Annotated in this window: 12 protein-coding genes; 2 read left to right on the top strand and 10 right to left on the bottom strand. The window is 70.0% G+C overall.

From position 1 onward, the window contains the following. Positions 1 to 14: 14 nt before the first annotated feature. From tssH to tssA, 10 genes are all read right to left on the bottom strand, one after another. Positions 15 to 2,738, bottom strand: a complete 2,724-nt coding sequence (tssH, locus tag VO99_RS25840) for a type VI secretion system ATPase TssH (protein WP_046115840.1) — start codon at positions 2,736 to 2,738, stop codon at positions 15 to 17. A 2-nt stretch (positions 2,739 to 2,740) separates the two neighbouring features. After that, positions 2,741 to 3,832: a type VI secretion system baseplate subunit TssG gene (gene tssG, locus VO99_RS25845; protein ID WP_046115841.1), complete on the bottom strand. Its 1,092-nt coding sequence runs from the start codon at positions 3,830 to 3,832 to the stop codon at positions 2,741 to 2,743. Next, complete coding sequence (tssF, locus tag VO99_RS25850) at positions 3,829 to 5,700, bottom strand: type VI secretion system baseplate subunit TssF (protein WP_046115842.1); 1,872 nt, start codon at positions 5,698 to 5,700, stop codon at positions 3,829 to 3,831. The genes tssG and tssF overlap by 4 nt, the downstream gene beginning before the upstream one ends. After that, the gene (gene tssE, locus VO99_RS25855) at positions 5,700 to 6,206 is read right to left on the bottom strand and encodes a type VI secretion system baseplate subunit TssE (protein ID WP_046115843.1); all 507 of its coding nucleotides are present in this window, start codon (positions 6,204 to 6,206) and stop codon (positions 5,700 to 5,702) included. The genes tssF and tssE overlap by 1 nt, the downstream gene beginning before the upstream one ends. A 30-nt stretch (positions 6,207 to 6,236) precedes the next feature. Beyond that, entirely contained in the window at positions 6,237 to 7,028 is a 792-nt protein-coding gene (locus VO99_RS25860) for a type VI secretion system accessory protein TagJ (protein ID WP_046115844.1), read from the bottom strand. After that, positions 7,025 to 7,513, bottom strand: coding sequence for an Hcp family type VI secretion system effector (locus VO99_RS25865; RefSeq protein ID WP_046115845.1), 489 nt, complete (start codon positions 7,511 to 7,513; stop codon positions 7,025 to 7,027). The genes VO99_RS25860 and VO99_RS25865 overlap by 4 nt, the downstream gene beginning before the upstream one ends. A gap of 78 nt (positions 7,514 to 7,591) precedes the next feature. Beyond that, a complete protein-coding gene (locus VO99_RS25870) occupies positions 7,592 to 8,077 on the bottom strand; it encodes an Hcp family type VI secretion system effector (protein WP_046115846.1) in 486 nt (161 codons plus the stop codon). A gap of 99 nt (positions 8,078 to 8,176) precedes the next feature. Continuing rightward, on the bottom strand, positions 8,177 to 9,670 hold the full coding sequence (gene tssC, locus VO99_RS25875) for a type VI secretion system contractile sheath large subunit (protein ID WP_046115847.1): 1,494 nt from the start codon (positions 9,668 to 9,670) through the stop codon (positions 8,177 to 8,179). 40 nt (positions 9,671 to 9,710) lie between these two features. Further along, positions 9,711 to 10,220 carry a type VI secretion system contractile sheath small subunit gene (gene tssB / locus VO99_RS25880; protein WP_046115848.1) on the bottom strand — a complete coding sequence of 170 codons (510 nt, stop codon included), beginning with the start codon at positions 10,218 to 10,220 and terminating at the stop codon, positions 9,711 to 9,713. A 37-nt stretch (positions 10,221 to 10,257) separates the two neighbouring features. Then, entirely contained in the window at positions 10,258 to 11,340 is a 1,083-nt protein-coding gene (gene tssA, locus VO99_RS25885; RefSeq protein ID WP_198157072.1) for a type VI secretion system protein TssA, read from the bottom strand. A gap of 375 nt (positions 11,341 to 11,715) precedes the next feature. Between tssA and VO99_RS25890 the strand changes: the two genes are divergently transcribed. Beyond that, positions 11,716 to 13,329 (top strand): ShlB/FhaC/HecB family hemolysin secretion/activation protein, encoded by a 1,614-nt coding sequence (locus tag VO99_RS25890; RefSeq protein WP_198157073.1) that lies wholly within the window; start codon positions 11,716 to 11,718, stop codon positions 13,327 to 13,329. A 41-nt stretch (positions 13,330 to 13,370) separates the two neighbouring features. Next, the coding region (locus tag VO99_RS25895; protein WP_198157074.1) for a two-partner secretion domain-containing protein at positions 13,371 to 15,308 on the top strand (1,938 nt) is incomplete at its 3' end.

The raw sequence follows: 15,308 nt of genomic DNA on the forward strand, positions 1-15,308 counted from the left end.
ATGCGGGCCAGCGGTCAGCCGAAGCTGTAGCTGAAGTTGCCGTCCGCCACGCCCACCTTGACCTGCTCGATCGGCTTGCCTTCCATCATCCGCGTGAGGAACTCGCGGCTGATGTCCGGCAGCATGGTGTTGGTGAGGATGGCGTCGATCATGCGGCCGCCGGATTCGCTCTCGGTGCAGCGGCTGACCACCAGCTTGACCACGTCGTCGCCCACCTCGAACGGAATCTTGTAGCGCGCTTCCACGCGCTTCTTGATGCGGCCCAGCTGCAGCCGCACGATGCTGGCCAGCATCTCGTCGGACAGCGGGTAGTACGGGATGGCGACCAGCCGGCCCAGCAGCGCGGGCGGGAAGATCTTGAGCAGCGGCTCGCGCAGCGCCTTGGCCATGCCCTCGGGCTCGGGCATCAGCTCCGGGTCCTTGCACATGCTGGCGATGAGGTCGGTACCGGCATTGGTGGTCAGCAGGATCAGCGTGTTCTTGAAGTCGATGCTGCGGCCTTCGCCGTCTTCCATGAAGCCCTTGTCGAACACCTGGAAGAAGAGCTCGTGCACGTCGGGATGGGCCTTCTCCACCTCGTCCAGCAGCACCACGCTGTAGGGCTTGCGGCGCACCGCCTCGGTCAGCACGCCGCCTTCGCCGTAACCCACGTAGCCCGGGGGCGCGCCCTTGAGCGACGAGACGGTGTGCGCCTCCTGGTACTCGCTCATGTTGATGACGATGAGGTTCTGCTCGCCGCCGTACAGCGCCTCGGCCAGCGCCAGCGCGGTCTCGGTCTTGCCCACGCCCGAGGTGCCGGCCAGCATGAACACGCCGATCGGCTTGCTCGGGTTGTCCAGCCCGGCACGGCTGGTCTGGATGCGCTTGGCGATCATCTCCATCGCATGGTCCTGGCCGATCACGCGCTGGGCCAGCAGCTGCGGCAGCCTGAGCACCGTCTCGATCTCGTTGCGCTGCATGCGGCCCACCGGGATGCCGGTCCAGTCGCCCACCACCGCGGCCACCGCCTGGTAATCGACCGTGGGCAGGATCAGCGGGCTTTCGCCCTGCAGCGTGGTGAGCTGCTGCTGCACCTCCTGCAGCCGGGCCAGCGTGGCTTCGCGGTCGACGTCCGCGGCGGCCTTCGCATCGGCCGCGGCCTGGGCTTCCAGCGTGCTGCCGGTGCCTTCCACCGGCTGCGTGCCGCCGGGGCCGCCGCGCAGCGTGGCGCGCAGGCTCAGCAGCTCGTCGACCAGCTTCTTCTCGCCGGCCCAGCGTTCTTCCAGCTGCGCCAGGCGCGCCTGTTCCTCGGCCAGCGCGCTGCTGGCGTCGTCCTCGCGCTCGCGCACGTCAATGCCGATCGCCTTCTCGCGGCCGATGATCTGCAGCTCGGTCTCCAGCGACTCAATGCGCTTGCGGCTGTCGTCCACCTCGGCCGGCGTGGCATGCAGGCTCACGGCCACGCGGGCACAGGCGGTGTCCAGCAGGCTCACGCTCTTGTCGGGCAGCTGGCGCGCCGGGATGTAGCGGTGGCTGAGCTTGACGGCGGCCTCCAGCGCCTCGTCCAGGATCTGCACCTTGTGGTGCTTCTCCATGGTGCTGGCCACGCCGCGCATCATCAGGATGGCCTTCTTCTCGTCGGGCTCGTCCACCTGCACGTTCTGGAAGCGGCGGGTCAGCGCCGGGTCCTTCTCGATGTACTTCTTGTACTCGGCCCAGGTGGTGGCGCCCACGGTGCGCAGCGTGCCGCGGGCCAGCGCGGGCTTGAGCAGGTTGGCCGCGTCGCCGGTGCCGGCCTGGCCGCCCGCGCCCACCAGTGTGTGGGTCTCGTCGACGAACAGGATGATGGGCTGCGGGCTGGCCTGCACTTCCTCGATCACCGAGCGCAGCCGCTGCTCGAACTCGCCCTTCATGCTGGCGCCGGCCTGCAGCAGGCCCACGTCCAGCGTCAGCAGCTTGACGTCCTTCAGCGCCGGCGGCACGTCGCCGCGCGCGATGCGCTGGGCGAAGCCTTCCACCACCGCCGTCTTGCCGACACCCGCCTCACCGACCAGGATCGGGTTGTTCTGCCGCCGGCGCATCAGGATGTCGACCACCTGGCGGATCTCGTCGTCGCGGCCGACGATCGGGTCCATCTTGCCGCTGCGGGCCTGCTCCGTCAGGTCGGCGGTGAACTTCTTCAGCGCCTCCTGCTTGCCCATGGCAGCCGGGGCGATGGCGCCCGAGCCTTCGCCCGGCGCGCCGCTGCCCACGCCGGAGCCGTCGGTGGCGCCTTGGCCGTCCTCGGGCGAGCCTTCGGTGATGCGCGCGAAGTTGTCGGCCAGGTCGTCGGCCTTGATCTTCTCGAACTGCCGCGACATCGCGAACAGCGCATTGCGCAGCAGCCCGGTCTTCAGCATGCCCAGCAGCAGCGTGCCGCTGCGCACGGCCGTGTCGCCGAACATCAGCGAGCCGTACACCCAGCCGCGTTCCACCGCGGTGTCGATGGTGTCGGCGATGTTGCTGATGGAGGTGGCGCCGCGCGGCAGGCGGTCCAGCGCGGTGGTGATGTCCTTGGCCAGCACCGAGGCGTCCAGGCCGTAGTGCTTGACGATGCGGTGCCAGTCGGAGTCGGGGCTCTGCAGGATCTGCGCGATCCAGTGCTCCAGCTCCACCGTCGGGTTGCCCCGCAGCTTGCAGAACACCGTGGCGCCTTCCACCGCCTTGTAGGCGAGGGCGTTGAGCTTGCCGAAGACGGCAACGCGGCTGATTTCTGCCATGGTCAGACCTCTATCGAGTCGGTGGTGGATCGGTGGCTCTCGGTGTGCTGTCGGCGGCGCAGGGAGCGCAGCGCCTCGATCGGCTGCAGCCGCAGTGGCGCAATGCCGGTGCGGCCGGGCTGGCGCAGCCAGCTGTCCCAGCCCAGGCGGCCATGGCGGCCCAGGCGGGCGGGCTGGATCTGCTCGGCCTGCAGCCCCAGGCGCAGGCCCCAGCCGAATTCATCGCCCACGTACTGCCGCACCAGCGCCACCACCGCCGGCAGCACCCGGCCGCCCGGTAGCAGGGCGGCAAAGGCGGCATGGTCCAGCGGCCCGATGTGCACCAGGAAGTGGTGCTGCCGGTCCCACACCATGGCGCCCAGCACGGCGCCGGCGCCGAGCTTTGCGCTGGTGTTGCGGCGGGCGCCGCTGCGGCGCGTGCCCAGGCGGCTGCGTTCGGCCGGCTGCAGCGGCATCCAGGCGCCGGCGAACTGCTCGACCTGCACCGGCCGGCGCAGCATGCCGCCCAGCAGCGCGGCCAGGCCTTCGGCGCTGCGCGACTGGCGGGTGAACACGCCGGCGAAGTGCAGCTTCACATGGTCGTGCACCGCATCGCGCCGGCGCATCGCCGGGCTGCCGATGCCGATGAGCGAGCCGACGAAGGCGGCGAAGCGGTCCTCGTCCGGCCGGTCCATGCCCACCGCCGGCTGCGCCTGCGCCCAGGCGCGGTAGAACAGCAGCAGCACCCGGTGGTGGAACAGGTCGGCGAAGCGGGCGAAGGTCTCGTCGCCGTGGTGCAGCTCGCGCTCGCGGGCGTATTCGGTCAGGTGCAGCGGCAGCGGTCCGTTGGGGCCGAACAGGCCGAGGAAACGCACGTCGATGCGCGGCGGCCGGCTGCCGGTGCGCGGCCGCACCGCATGCAGCGTGGCCGGCGCGAAGCTCAGGTCGGGCGACTGGCCCAGCCGCACCGGCTCGTCCTGCGGACGACGCGCGGTGCCCAGCCGGGGCGCCCGCGGATGGGCCGCCTCCACCAGCCGCAGCGCATGGAAGAAGTCGTAGCGCCAGGGCTCGGCGGCCAGCGCCTGCAGCAGTTGCTCCGCACTCGTCGCGCTCACAGCACCGGCCTCGTGCCCGTGGTGGGGCGGCCCACCAGGATGGCCCCGCGGCTGGCCGAGCGCACATGCGTCTCGGTGAAGCCGTTCATCGACACATGCCGCGCCAGGAAGCGCTCGAGCACGCAGCCCAGCAGGAAGGCGCTGCTGCCCTGGAAGGCCAGGTCGTCCACCTCCAGCTCGATGCGCACGCCGCGGCCGAAGGCGATGGGCCCGGGCATCGGCAGCCGGCGCACCACCGGCTCGGTGCGCACCGAGCGCAGGCCCTCCACCTGCTTGTGCTGCGCGGCATCGGCCTCGTGCACGTACAGCCGCAGCATCTCGCGCAGCGCGGCGGCGCCCTGCTCGGCATCGGTGTCCAGCAGCGACAGGTGGTTGAGCGACAGCTGGTTGACGAAGCGCCAGGCCACGTTGCCCTCGCGCAGCGCCGACAGCGGCCGCGACGGCCCCTTGATCACCCGCACGCCCTTGACCGGCGCGGTGGTCTCCAGCGTCAGCTCCGCGCCCGCGGGCAGCAGCAGCGGCAGGTCGCGGTTGCTGCACAGCGCCTTCACGCCCAGCTGCTGCAGGCTGCCGCTGTAGGGCGCCTCCTGGGCGTCCACCACGCTGATGAACACCTCGCTGCCCACGTAGGAGGAACGCGGCCCGTCGCGCTTCTGCGTGGTCGACAGCAACCGCGGCTCGCGCTGCAGGGCGAAGTAGGCGTCGTGCTCATGGTCCTCGGCATGGAAGGCGGCATACAGCGGCATGAACTGCCGCTCGCTGCCGCTGCCCACGCCGTGCCCGGTGACCTGCAGCACGTCGTGGATCTCGTAGTCCATCGGCCGGGTGCGGTCCACCACCACATGGAAGTCGCTGGTCTGCGGCGTGACATGGATGCGGTCGCAGCGCTGCTCGAACAGGTTGACCGCCGGCACGCAGTTCAGCGCGAAGGCGCTGGCGTCCACCGACTGCTGCAAGCTGCCGTCGCCGCGCGAGAACAGCAGCACCAGCTCGGCCTCGCGCCCGCCCAGCGTGCGCAGCGCCTCGCCCAGCCCGCAGACGTCGAAGAACAGGAAGCGCTGCGGGAAGGCGAAGTACTCCTGCATCAGCCGGTAGCCGTCGAAGCCGGGCAGGGCGGGGGGCAGCAGCGCCTGCTCGGGCTCGAAGCCCACCCGCTTCACGTCATCGGCATCCAGCACCTGCCAGCGGTCGCGCCGCGCCTGCGGGCCGGCCGGCAGCACGAAGCCGCCCAGCACATGGCCGCACACCAGTTCATGCAGCCGGTAGGCGATGTCGTCGATGCCGGCGCAGTGCAGCCGCAGGTCGTCCAGCTGCACCTGCGAGAAGTCCAGCCCCGCCGTCGTGCGCAGCTTGATGCGCACGCCGCCGCCGTAGCTGCGCCACTCGGGCACGCTGGCCAGCGGCAGTTGCGCCGCATGGGTGAAGTAGGCGGCCTCGGTGATCTCCAGCGGCCACATCGTCAGGTCCTGCCCGGTGCGGAAGCGGCAGGCCGTCTGGCCGGCGCGTCCGGTGCCGCTGCGCAGCATGCTGCCGCGCGGCAGCGTGGTGCCGGTGGCCAGGCCGGCATCGGCCAGGTCGGGCTGCAGCTGGGCGATGAGCATCGCCGGCGTGGGCGCCAGGAAGTTGGGGTAGACGATCTCCAGAAGCCGCTGCGTGAAGCGCGGGAACTCGGCATCCAGCTTCAGCTGCACTCGCGCCGTGAGGAAGGCGAAGCCCTCCAGCAGCTGCTCAACGTAGGGGTCGGCCACCTCCACGCCGTCCATGCGCAGGCGGCCGGCGATCTTGGGGAACTGCTGCGCGAACTCGGCGCCCATCTCGCGCAGGTGTGCCAGCTCCTGGTTGTAGTAGCGCAGCAGTCGCGGGTCCATCAGCGGGCCAGTTCCTTGATGTCGACACGCCCGGTCTCCAGGTCGATGTCGGTGTGCAGCAGCAGTTCCAGCGGTACCGGCTGCGCCCACAGCTGGCCGCTGATGCGGAAGCTGATCTGGTTGTGGTGGTCCAGCTGCTCGTCGGCCACCACCGCTTCCACCCGCAGCGTGGCGGGCAGGATGCGCGGCTCATGGTCGACGATGGCCTGGCGCACCTGCGCTTCCAGCGACACCGCATCCACCGACGAGGCGCACAGGCCCGACAACGCCGGCAGCCCGTAGTCGAGCACCGAGCGCCGGGCCTGCGGGTACGCGTCCAGCGGCTGCGAGTCGGACAGCCGCGCGCTGTTGAACAGCCAGCTCAGGTCGCGCAGCACCGCCTGGCGCAGCTGCTGGCGCGACAGCACCCGCTGCTCGGGCGCGTCGGTGCGGCTGCCGGGATCGTCGTCGCGCAGGCGGTCGAGCAGCGCGGGCTGCAGGCGGTCGGTGACTTTGTTCAGGGCCATCGCGCCCTCGTGTCCATCAGAGGGCGGTGGTCAGGCACTGAAGGTGATGGAGCGGGTGTCCATCAGGGCCAGCTCGCTGCTGTCGGTGGCCCACATGCGCTGGCCGGCGCCGACGAACAGGCCCGGCCGCGGCTCCAGCCAGTCGGTGCGGCGGGCCAGGGCCAGCAGGCCGTCGGTCAGGTCGGTGCCGGCATAGCGGGTGGGGATGAAGGCCACCGTCTCGCCGCCGTTGTCGAACAGCAGCTGCGCTGGTGTCCACACCCGGTCGCGCAGGTCGGCCGGGGCTTCGATCTTCACTTCGGCCAGGCGCGTCATCGGCACCCAGTAGTAGCGGCCATTGATCACCGCCTCGATCACCGGGCCCAGGCGCATGTCGGCATCGGCGATCCAGGCGAAGGCCTGGCCGTCTGCCTGGCCGGCGCAGTCGGGCGCATCGTCCAGCGCCTGGATGCGCAGCTTGTGCGCATCCTCGGCCTCGCCGCGGCCATCGCGGATCAGCGCCTCGATCAGCAGTGCCACCCAGGCCTCGGGCTCGCCGAACAGCAGCGGTACCTTGCGGCCCTGGAACACGGCTTCGCGCAGGGCCTCGCACTGCAGCGTCTCGCGGTAGGTCTGCACCATCGGCAGGGCCGAGGCATCCAGCTCGCCCACCACGTCCAGCTGGTTGCGTGCACGTTCCCACTGGCCCAGCACGCACAGCAGCTGGAACAGGAAGATGCGCAGCTTCGGCTCGGCCGGCTTCGCGCGCACCTGGTCCTGCAGCAGCTTGAGCGCGCGCTGGGGGTCGCCTTCGCGCAGGGCTTGTTCGGGTGTGGGGTTCATCCTGTGATCTCCGCCGAGAAGGACGAAGCGGCCTTCTTGGCGCCCTTTTCATCCTGCGCGCTGTAGGTGACGTCGATCTTCTCGAACGCGATGGCGATGCGCTCGACCAGCACCGGGCTGTCGGGCGACTCGGTGCCGATGTCGAAGGCCGTGATGCGGCCGCGTTCGATCGTGACCTGCAGGTAGTCGATGGCCGGTGCGCCGCCGCTCTTGCGCACGGACAGCACGGCCTTCTTGATCTGCTCGTTGTTGCGCATCACCGCCATCAGCGCGGTGGAGGCACTGTCCACGCCCTTGGTCAGGCGCAGCTCGGACAGCGCGGCGCGCGAGGCGGTGCCGGCACCGCCCAGGCCCGAGGCGGCGGCCATGCCCCAAGACCATTCCTTGACCTCGATCTCGCCGATGTGGCTCGCAACGTTGGATTCGCCCCGGATCGCGCCGGTGCTCTTTCCCTCGATGCGCAGGTGCATGTCGCCTTTGGCCATGGGTGCGCTCTGGTACAGCGGACAGTCGGTCCGGGCCCCTGGCGGTGCCCGGTGGTGCGGTGCGGGCTAGGCGCCCGCTCAGGCTGCGGCGTTGCCGGCGATGTCGTAGACGTAGTCCATCGTGCCGCCCTTCTTGGCGCCCTTGGGATCCTGCGGCTGGTACTTGAAGCTGAACTTGGCGAAGTTCAGCGACACGTTCTCGGTCAGGCGGTCCTCGCCGCCGCTGCCGCCGGTGGACACCGAGGTGACCAGCACTTCCTCCAGCTCCAGCACCACGTACTCGAGCGGCGTGCCGCCGGCCTTGCGCACGATCAGCGTGGCCTTGTCGTGGTGGGTGCCCTCGCAGCAGGACTTCAGCAGCGCGTTGGACGACGAGTCGATGTACTTGGTGAACGACAGGTCCTGCACGGCGGCCTTGCCGCTGCCGCCGCCGCCGCCCATGTGCGTGGTGCCCGAGTTGCTCATGCCCCAGCTCCAGGCCAGCACGTCGATCTTTTCCTTGTGCTTCGCGTCGGTCGACTCGCCCTTGATGTCGCCGATCTGGATGAACATGTCTACAGCCATGATGGATCTCCTTGATGCCCTGGACGGAAGCGGGCGGTTGGTTGTCGCGTGAACACTCTAGGCGGCGCACCCTGCGCCGCCATCCCCAAGAAACGAGACTCAGGCCCCCTTGGCCGAAGGCAGCTTCGACACCAGCCGCAGCGAGACCGTCAGCCCCTCGAGCTGGTAGTGCGGCCGCAGGAAGAACTTCGAGGTGTAGTAGCCCGGGTTGCCTTCGACTTCCTCCACCACCACCTCGGCGGCGGCCAGCGGCTTGCGGGCCTTGGTGGATTCCGACGAATGCGCCGGATCGCCGTCGACGTAGTTGAGGATCCAGTCCTGCAGCCAGCGCTGCACCTCGTCGCGCTCCTTGAAGGAGCCGATCTTGTCGCGCACGATGCACTTCAGGTAGTGCGCGAAGCGGCAGGTGGCGAACAGGTACGGCAGCCGCGCGGCCAGGTTGGCATTGGCGGTGGCGTCGGGGTCGTCGTATTCGGCGGGCTTCTGCAGCGACTGCGCGCCAATGAAGGCGGCGAAGTCGCTGTTCTTGCGGTGCACCAGCGGCATGAAGCCGTTCTTGGCCAGCTCGGCCTCGCGGCGGTCGCTGATCGAGATCTCGGTGGGGCACTTCATGTCCACGCCGCCATCGTCGGTGGGGAAGGTGTGCGTCGGCAGGCCCTCGACCGCGCCGCCGGACTCGATGCCGCGGATGCGCGAACACCAGCCGTATTCCTTGAAGGAGCGGTTGATGTTGGTGGCCATCGCATAGGCTGCATTGGCCCAGGTGTACTTGCTGTGGTCGGCCGCGCCGGTGTCTTCCTCGAAGTTGAAGGCCTCCACCGGATTGGTGCGCGCACCGTACGGCAGGCGCGACAGGAAGCGCGGCATCGCCAGGCCGATGTAGCGCGAATCGTCGGACTCGCGCAGCGAGCGCCAGGCGGCGTACTCGGGCGTGGTGAAGATCTTGGTCAGGTCGCGCGGGTTGGCCAGCTCCTGCCAGCTGTCCATCTGCATCACGCTGGGCGAGGCGCCGGTGATGAAGGGTGCATGCGCGGCCGCGGCCACCTTGGCCATCTCGCCGAGCAGCTCCACGTCGGGCGCGCTCTGGTCGAAGTGGTAGTCGCCCACCAGGCATCCGAAGGGCTCGCCGCCGAACTGGCCGAACTCCTCCTCGTAAAGCTTCTTGAACAGCGGGCTCTGGTCCCAGGCCGTGCCCTTGTAGCGCTTGAGGGTCTTGCCGAGATCCTGCTTGCTGATGTTCATCACGCGGATCTTCAGCATCTCGTCCGTCTCGGTGTTGTTGACGAGGTAATGCAGGCCTCGCCAGGCACCTTCGAGCTTCTGGAAATCGGCGTGGTGCAGGATCAGGTTGATCTGCTCCGACAGCTTCTTGTCGATCGCCGCGATCATGTCCTCGATCGTCTTGATCGTGTCCTTGCCGATCAGCTGCGTCTGCGACAAGGCCTGCTGGGCGAGCGTCTGCACGGCCTGCTCGACGGCGCTCTTGGCCTCGTCGCTCTTGGGCTTGAACTCCTTCTGCAGCAGCGAGGCAAGGTCGTTGCCTTCGAGACTGACCGCGGCCAATGCGGAAGGGCTGGTTTGGGCTTCTGCCATGGGTGTTGCTCCGGAATGCGGTGTCAGCGTGCGGCGCGCCTCAGGTGGCGCTGCCTTCGTCGGCCGGCTTGGCCGAGGCGGCCAGCGAGCCCAGCAGCGCCGGGTCGGCCAGCAGCTTGGCGATCAACTCCTCGGCGCCGCCCTTGCCGTCCATGTAGGTGACCAGGTTCTGCAGCTGCTCGCGCGCGGTCAGCAGCTTGTTCAGCGAATCGACCTTGCGCGCCACGGCCGCGGGCGAGAAGTCGTCCATGCTGTCGAAGGACAGGTCGACGTTGATGTTGCCTTCGCCGGTGAGCGTGTTGGGCACCTGGAAGGCGACGCGCGGCTTCATCGACTTCATGCGGGCGTCGAAGTTGTCGACGTCGATCTCGAGGAACTTGCGGTCGGCCACCGGCGCCAGCGGATCCGCCGGCTTGCCCGACAGGTCGGACAGCACGCCCATCACGAAGGGCAGCTGCACCTTCTTCTCGGCGCCGTAGACCTCCACGTCGTACTCGATCTGAACCCGTGGCGCCCGGTTGCGGGCGATGAATTTCTGGCTGCTACCCATGACTCACTCCTTGGTTGAAAGGCCGGGCGCTGTGGCCCTACGCGGACTCGTCGTCCAGTTGCACGCTGTCGGGATCGACGCCCATCACACGGGCCACCTCGGCCAGTGCATCGGGCGCCAGCTCTTTCATGAGCTGCAGGAAGTTGCGGTTGATCATCCGCCGCGCCCGGCGCAACAGCAGCGGCGCGGGGTTGGTGGGCTCGGTGCGCTCGAGGAAGTCGCACACCATGTCGATGGCGCGGATGGCGTCGTCGCGGGTGGCCACGGTGCCCGACAGCCCCCGGCGCGGCGCGGCGCCCGACGTTGCAGCGCCGCCGCCATCCACCGCTGCAGCGCCGTCGTCCTGCGCCGCATCGGCGCCGGTGGCGTCGGCCGCGCCATCGGCGGCCTCGGCCGGCATCACGCCCACCAGCATGTGCAGCAGCGACTGCAGCGGCTTGAAGTCGGGCGCGGATTCGATGCCGGCCTTGTCGTTGGCCAGGCTGGCCAGCGCCTTCAGCTGCGCCATCGCCTCCGACGGACTGCTGCGCAATGCAGGCTGCTGCCCCGCGGCCGCCGCCAGCATCTGCTGCAGCTGGTCGCGTGAGTAGTTGGCATCGCCTTCCTTGGCCGGCATCAGGCCCAGCGCCACTTCCACCGCCCGCACCCGCACTTCGCCGATGCCACGCTGGCTGAACAGCACCGCGCGGCGCACGTCGCCCACCAGGCCGTTGGATTCGCGCAGCAGGGCGAGCGCATTCATGCGGGCATAGGGATCGCCGTCGTCAGGATCGGGCAGCGGATGCAGCGTGTCCCAGAAGGCGTCGAGCAGGCCGTGCAGCAGGCGCAGGCCTTCGGGCAGCGCGGCGAAGCCTTCGAGGTGCACGCAGGCACGCACCCAGATGACGGCGATGCGCAGGTCGCGCGTGCGTTCCATCAGCGCTTCACAGCGCACCCGCACGTCGCGCCAGTCGGGCGGCACGGCGGCCTCGAACTGCGTCTCGGGCCGGCCGGCGGCGGCCTGGTTCAGCGCGAGGAAGTCGTTGTCGTATTCGAGGTCGGGGCCGCAGGGCGCGTCGTCGTCCGGCAGGGGTTGAAGCCAGCCGTCGATGGCACTGGTGCCCGTGAAACCGTCGCTCACTTCGACATCCTCAGCATCGATCACGCCCCGTTGGTTTTATGTTGTGCACTTGCTACAAAGGTATGCACTATTTGCAGCCCCCGCAGCGAGGCGCGAGTGTCGCAGTGTTCCGTGACCGTGAAAAGTGCCGCGAGTCGTTCTTATTGATGTCAACCCGTTGGGGGATAAGGAAGCGTGAACTCCTTCGCTACCATGCGCCCGCAGTCGGCAATGCCGCCCTTGGGGGGGACGATGAAAATAGATGGGGCTCAGCGGCAATCCAGCACGTTCCAGGCAGCCGCCGGGCGGCGGACGTGGCCTGCGTGCCTGCTGCTGGCGGGCCTGTTCCATGGCGGCGCACAAGCCCAGCAGCCGCCCGAGCGGCCGCTGCCGGTGGTGCCCACGCCTTCGGAGCTGGCGCCGCGTGCATTGCCGTCGCTGGCCGACACGCCGGGCCTGCCGCCGCAGCCGGTGCCGCGCGAGCTGGCCAAGCCGCAGGACGACATCGCCATCGACGTGACCGCCTATGCGGTGTCGCCGGATGCCCCGCCGGAATTGCGCGCCGCGCTTCCGGCGCTGACCGCGGCCTACGTGGGTCGCGGCCGCTCCTATGAAGACCTGGTCAATGCGGCCACGGAGGTCACGCGCTTCCTGCAGCGGGAGCTGGGCTATTACCTGGGTTATGCCTACCTGCCGGAGCAGACGCCGGAAGGCGGGGTCATCCGCATCGCATTGCTGGAAGGCCGGCTCGACCGGGTGGAGCTGAACTGGCGCGATGGCCTGCCGGTCAAGCGCGAGGTGGTGGAGGCCTACCTGGCGCGCCTGAAGCCGGGCGACATCCTGCGGGTGCGCGAGGTGGAGCGGGTGGTGTTCCTCCTGAACGACCTGCGCGGCATCACCGCCCGCTTCGACGTGAAGACCGGCTCGGTGCCCGGCACCGCCACGCTGGTGGTCACGCCCACCGCCGAGGCCCGCTGGACCGGCAAGCTCGACGTGGACCTCAACGGCTCGCGCTTCCTGGGCACCGAGCGCATCGGGGGCCTGGTCTCGGGCAACAGCCTGCTGAGCCGCGGCGATGCGCTGACGCTCAATGCGCTCACCAGCTTCGACCGCGGGCTGAGCTTCGCGCTGGCCGGCTATACCCTGCCCATCGGCAGCGACGGGCTGAAGGTGGGGGCTTCCATTTCGGCGGTGCGCTACCAGCTGGACGAGGAGGAGTTCCCGCTCGACGTCAACGGCGACGCGCTGAACCTCACCGCCTATGCGCTGTACCCGCTGGTGCGTTCGCGCAACCTCAACACCTTCGTGGTGGGCTCCTTCGAGCACAAGCGGTACGAAGACCGCCGCGACGTCACCCGCAGCGAGGACAAGAAGCGCGTGGACAGCCTGACCCTGGGCACCACCGGCGACTTCCGCGACAGCCTGCTGAGCGGCGGCGTCAACACCTACGAGGCCAACATCGCGCTGGGCCGCGTGCGTTATCCCGGCGGCACGCCCGCCGGGCTGGACGACGACGAGCACTACCGCAAGCTGATGCTGGCCTTCAGCCGGCTGCAGAACATCGTGGACCAGCGGCTGCTGCTGTACATCGCGCTGCGGGCGCAGCAGGCGTTCTCCAACCTGGACACCACCGAGCAGTTCCGACTGGGCGGGCCCGACGGCGTGCGTGGCTTCGCGCCCGGCGAAGGCACCGGCGACAGCGGCCAGTTGATGACGCTGGAGCTGCGGCTGCTGCCGCCGGAGAGCTGGCTCGGGTCGCTGTCGCGCGAGGTGGTGTTCGGCGTGTTCTACGACGCGGGCCGGGTGAAGTTCCGGCATGACGCTTCGTCCCGGCCGGCGGGCTTCGACAACGCGGCCACCTACACGGCGGCCGGGCTGGCGGTGTCGTGGGTGCGGCCTGGTGGTTATGCGCTGCGGGCCAGCCTGGCCAAGCCGCTGGTGGGCACGCCGCGCGCGGATGCCCGCGAGCGCGACCCGCGCCTGTACCTGCAATTCAGCAAGCTGTTCTGAACTGGATGGCGGCCGCCGGCGGCCGCACGAGGGGTTATGCCATGCGTGAACGCTCCCACCCACACCATCGGCCGGTCCTGCGGCGTGCCGCGCGGCCGCTGGCCACGGCGCTGAAGCCGGTGTGCCTGGCCGCCGCGCTGGCGGCCGGTGCGCTGCCGGCGCAGGCGCTGCCCACCGGCGCGCAGGTGACTGCCGGCCAGGTGCAGGTGGGCACGCCGCAGGGCGGGCAGCTGGTCATCCGCCAGACCACCGGCAAGGCCGGCATCGACTGGCAGGGCTTCTCCATCGGCGCCGGCGAGCGGGTGCAGGTGCAGCAGCCCGGCGCCTCGTCCATCCTGTTCAACCGCGTGGTGGGAGCCGAGCCCAGCGTGATCCTGGGGCAGCTGCAGGCCAATGGCCGGGTGTTCCTGTCCAACCCGCGCGGCATCCTGTTCGGCGCCGGCTCGCAGGTGGACGTGGGCGGCCTCGTGGCCACCACGCTGAACCTCGATCCGCAGGCGCTGGCCAACGGTCGCTACCAGCTCACGCGCGGGCTGGACCAGCCGGGCGAGCTGCGGGCCGAAGGCGACATCCGCGCCAGCGGCACCGTGGCCCTGGTAGGGCCGACGCTGGTGCAGGGCGGCCACATCAGCGGCGCCCGGGTAGGCCTGGCCGCGGCCGGCGCGGTGCAGGTGGACGTGGAGGGCGACGGCCTCATCTTCTTCCACATGCGGCACGAAGACCTGGCCACGCGATTGTCGGTGCTGGGCCAGGTGCTGGCCGATGGCGGCAGCGTGGAAGCGCGCGCCGTGGCCCGCAGCGGCTTTGCCGACACGGTGCTGAACATGGACGGCATCGTGCGTGCGCGCAGCATCGGCCAGCGTGAAGGCCGCGTGGTGATCGACGGCGGCAGCGCCGGCATCACCACCATGGCCGGCACGGTGGACGTGAGCGGCCAGCAGCCCGGCCAACAGGGCGGGCAGGCCGAACTGCTGGGCGAGAAGCTGCTGCTCTCGGGCACCGCCCGCATCGATGCCCGCGGCGACGCGGGCGGCGGCACCGTGCTGGTGGGCGGGAACTGGCAGGGCCAGGGTCCGCAGCCCAATGCGCGCATGACGGCCGTGGCCGCCGGCGCGCAGATCGACGCCAGCGCCCGGCGCAGCGGCGACGGCGGCACGGTGGTGGTGTGGTCGGACGAGGCCACGCGCTACCAGGGCCGCATCGCTGCGCGCGGTGGCGAGGCAGGCGGAGATGGCGGGCAGGTGGAGGTGTCCGGCAAGCGGTTCCTGGACTACCAGGGCAGCGCGGACCTGCTGGCCCCGAAGGGCCGCAGCGGCCGGCTGCTGCTCGACCCGACCAACATCACCATCGACGATCTGGCCACGCCCGATGTGAACGACGACGGTGTCAGCGAAGACCTCGGCAGCCCCACGCTGGCTTTTGCCGACCCCGGCACCAACAGCCGCATCAGCGCCAGCGCGGTGCAGACGCAACTCGGCGCCGGCTCGGTCACGCTGCAGGCGACCAACGACCTGTTCGTCAACAGCACCATCACCTCCACCAACGGCTCGTCGCTCACGCTGCAGGCGGGCAACAACATCAATGTGGCCGCCGCGATCTCGGTGACCGGTGCGGGCGCCAACCTCACCTTGTCCGCCAACGATGCCGGCGGGCCGGCCAGTGGTGCCGGCCGGGTGGCGCTGGGCGCCGCGGTGACGGCAGCCGGCACCGTCTCCATCACCCAGGGCGTCAGCAGCACGCCGCATCAGCTGGGCGCCGACATCAGCGCCACCAGCCTGGTGCTGGACGGCGCGGCCACGCTGGTGAACCCGCGCATCTGGACGCTCAGCGGTGCCTCCACCGTCGCCGCATCGCTCGGCGGTGCCGGCACGCTCACCCAGGCCGGCGGCGGCAGCCTGGTGCTCACCGGCGCCAACAGCTTCGGCGGCCTCACCATCAACGCCGGCAACACGCTGCAGGTGGGCAACGGCGGCACCACC

This window comes from Aquincola tertiaricarbonis (assembly GCF_000969605.1).
Taxonomy (GTDB): domain Bacteria; phylum Pseudomonadota; class Gammaproteobacteria; order Burkholderiales; family Burkholderiaceae_C; genus Aquincola; species Aquincola tertiaricarbonis.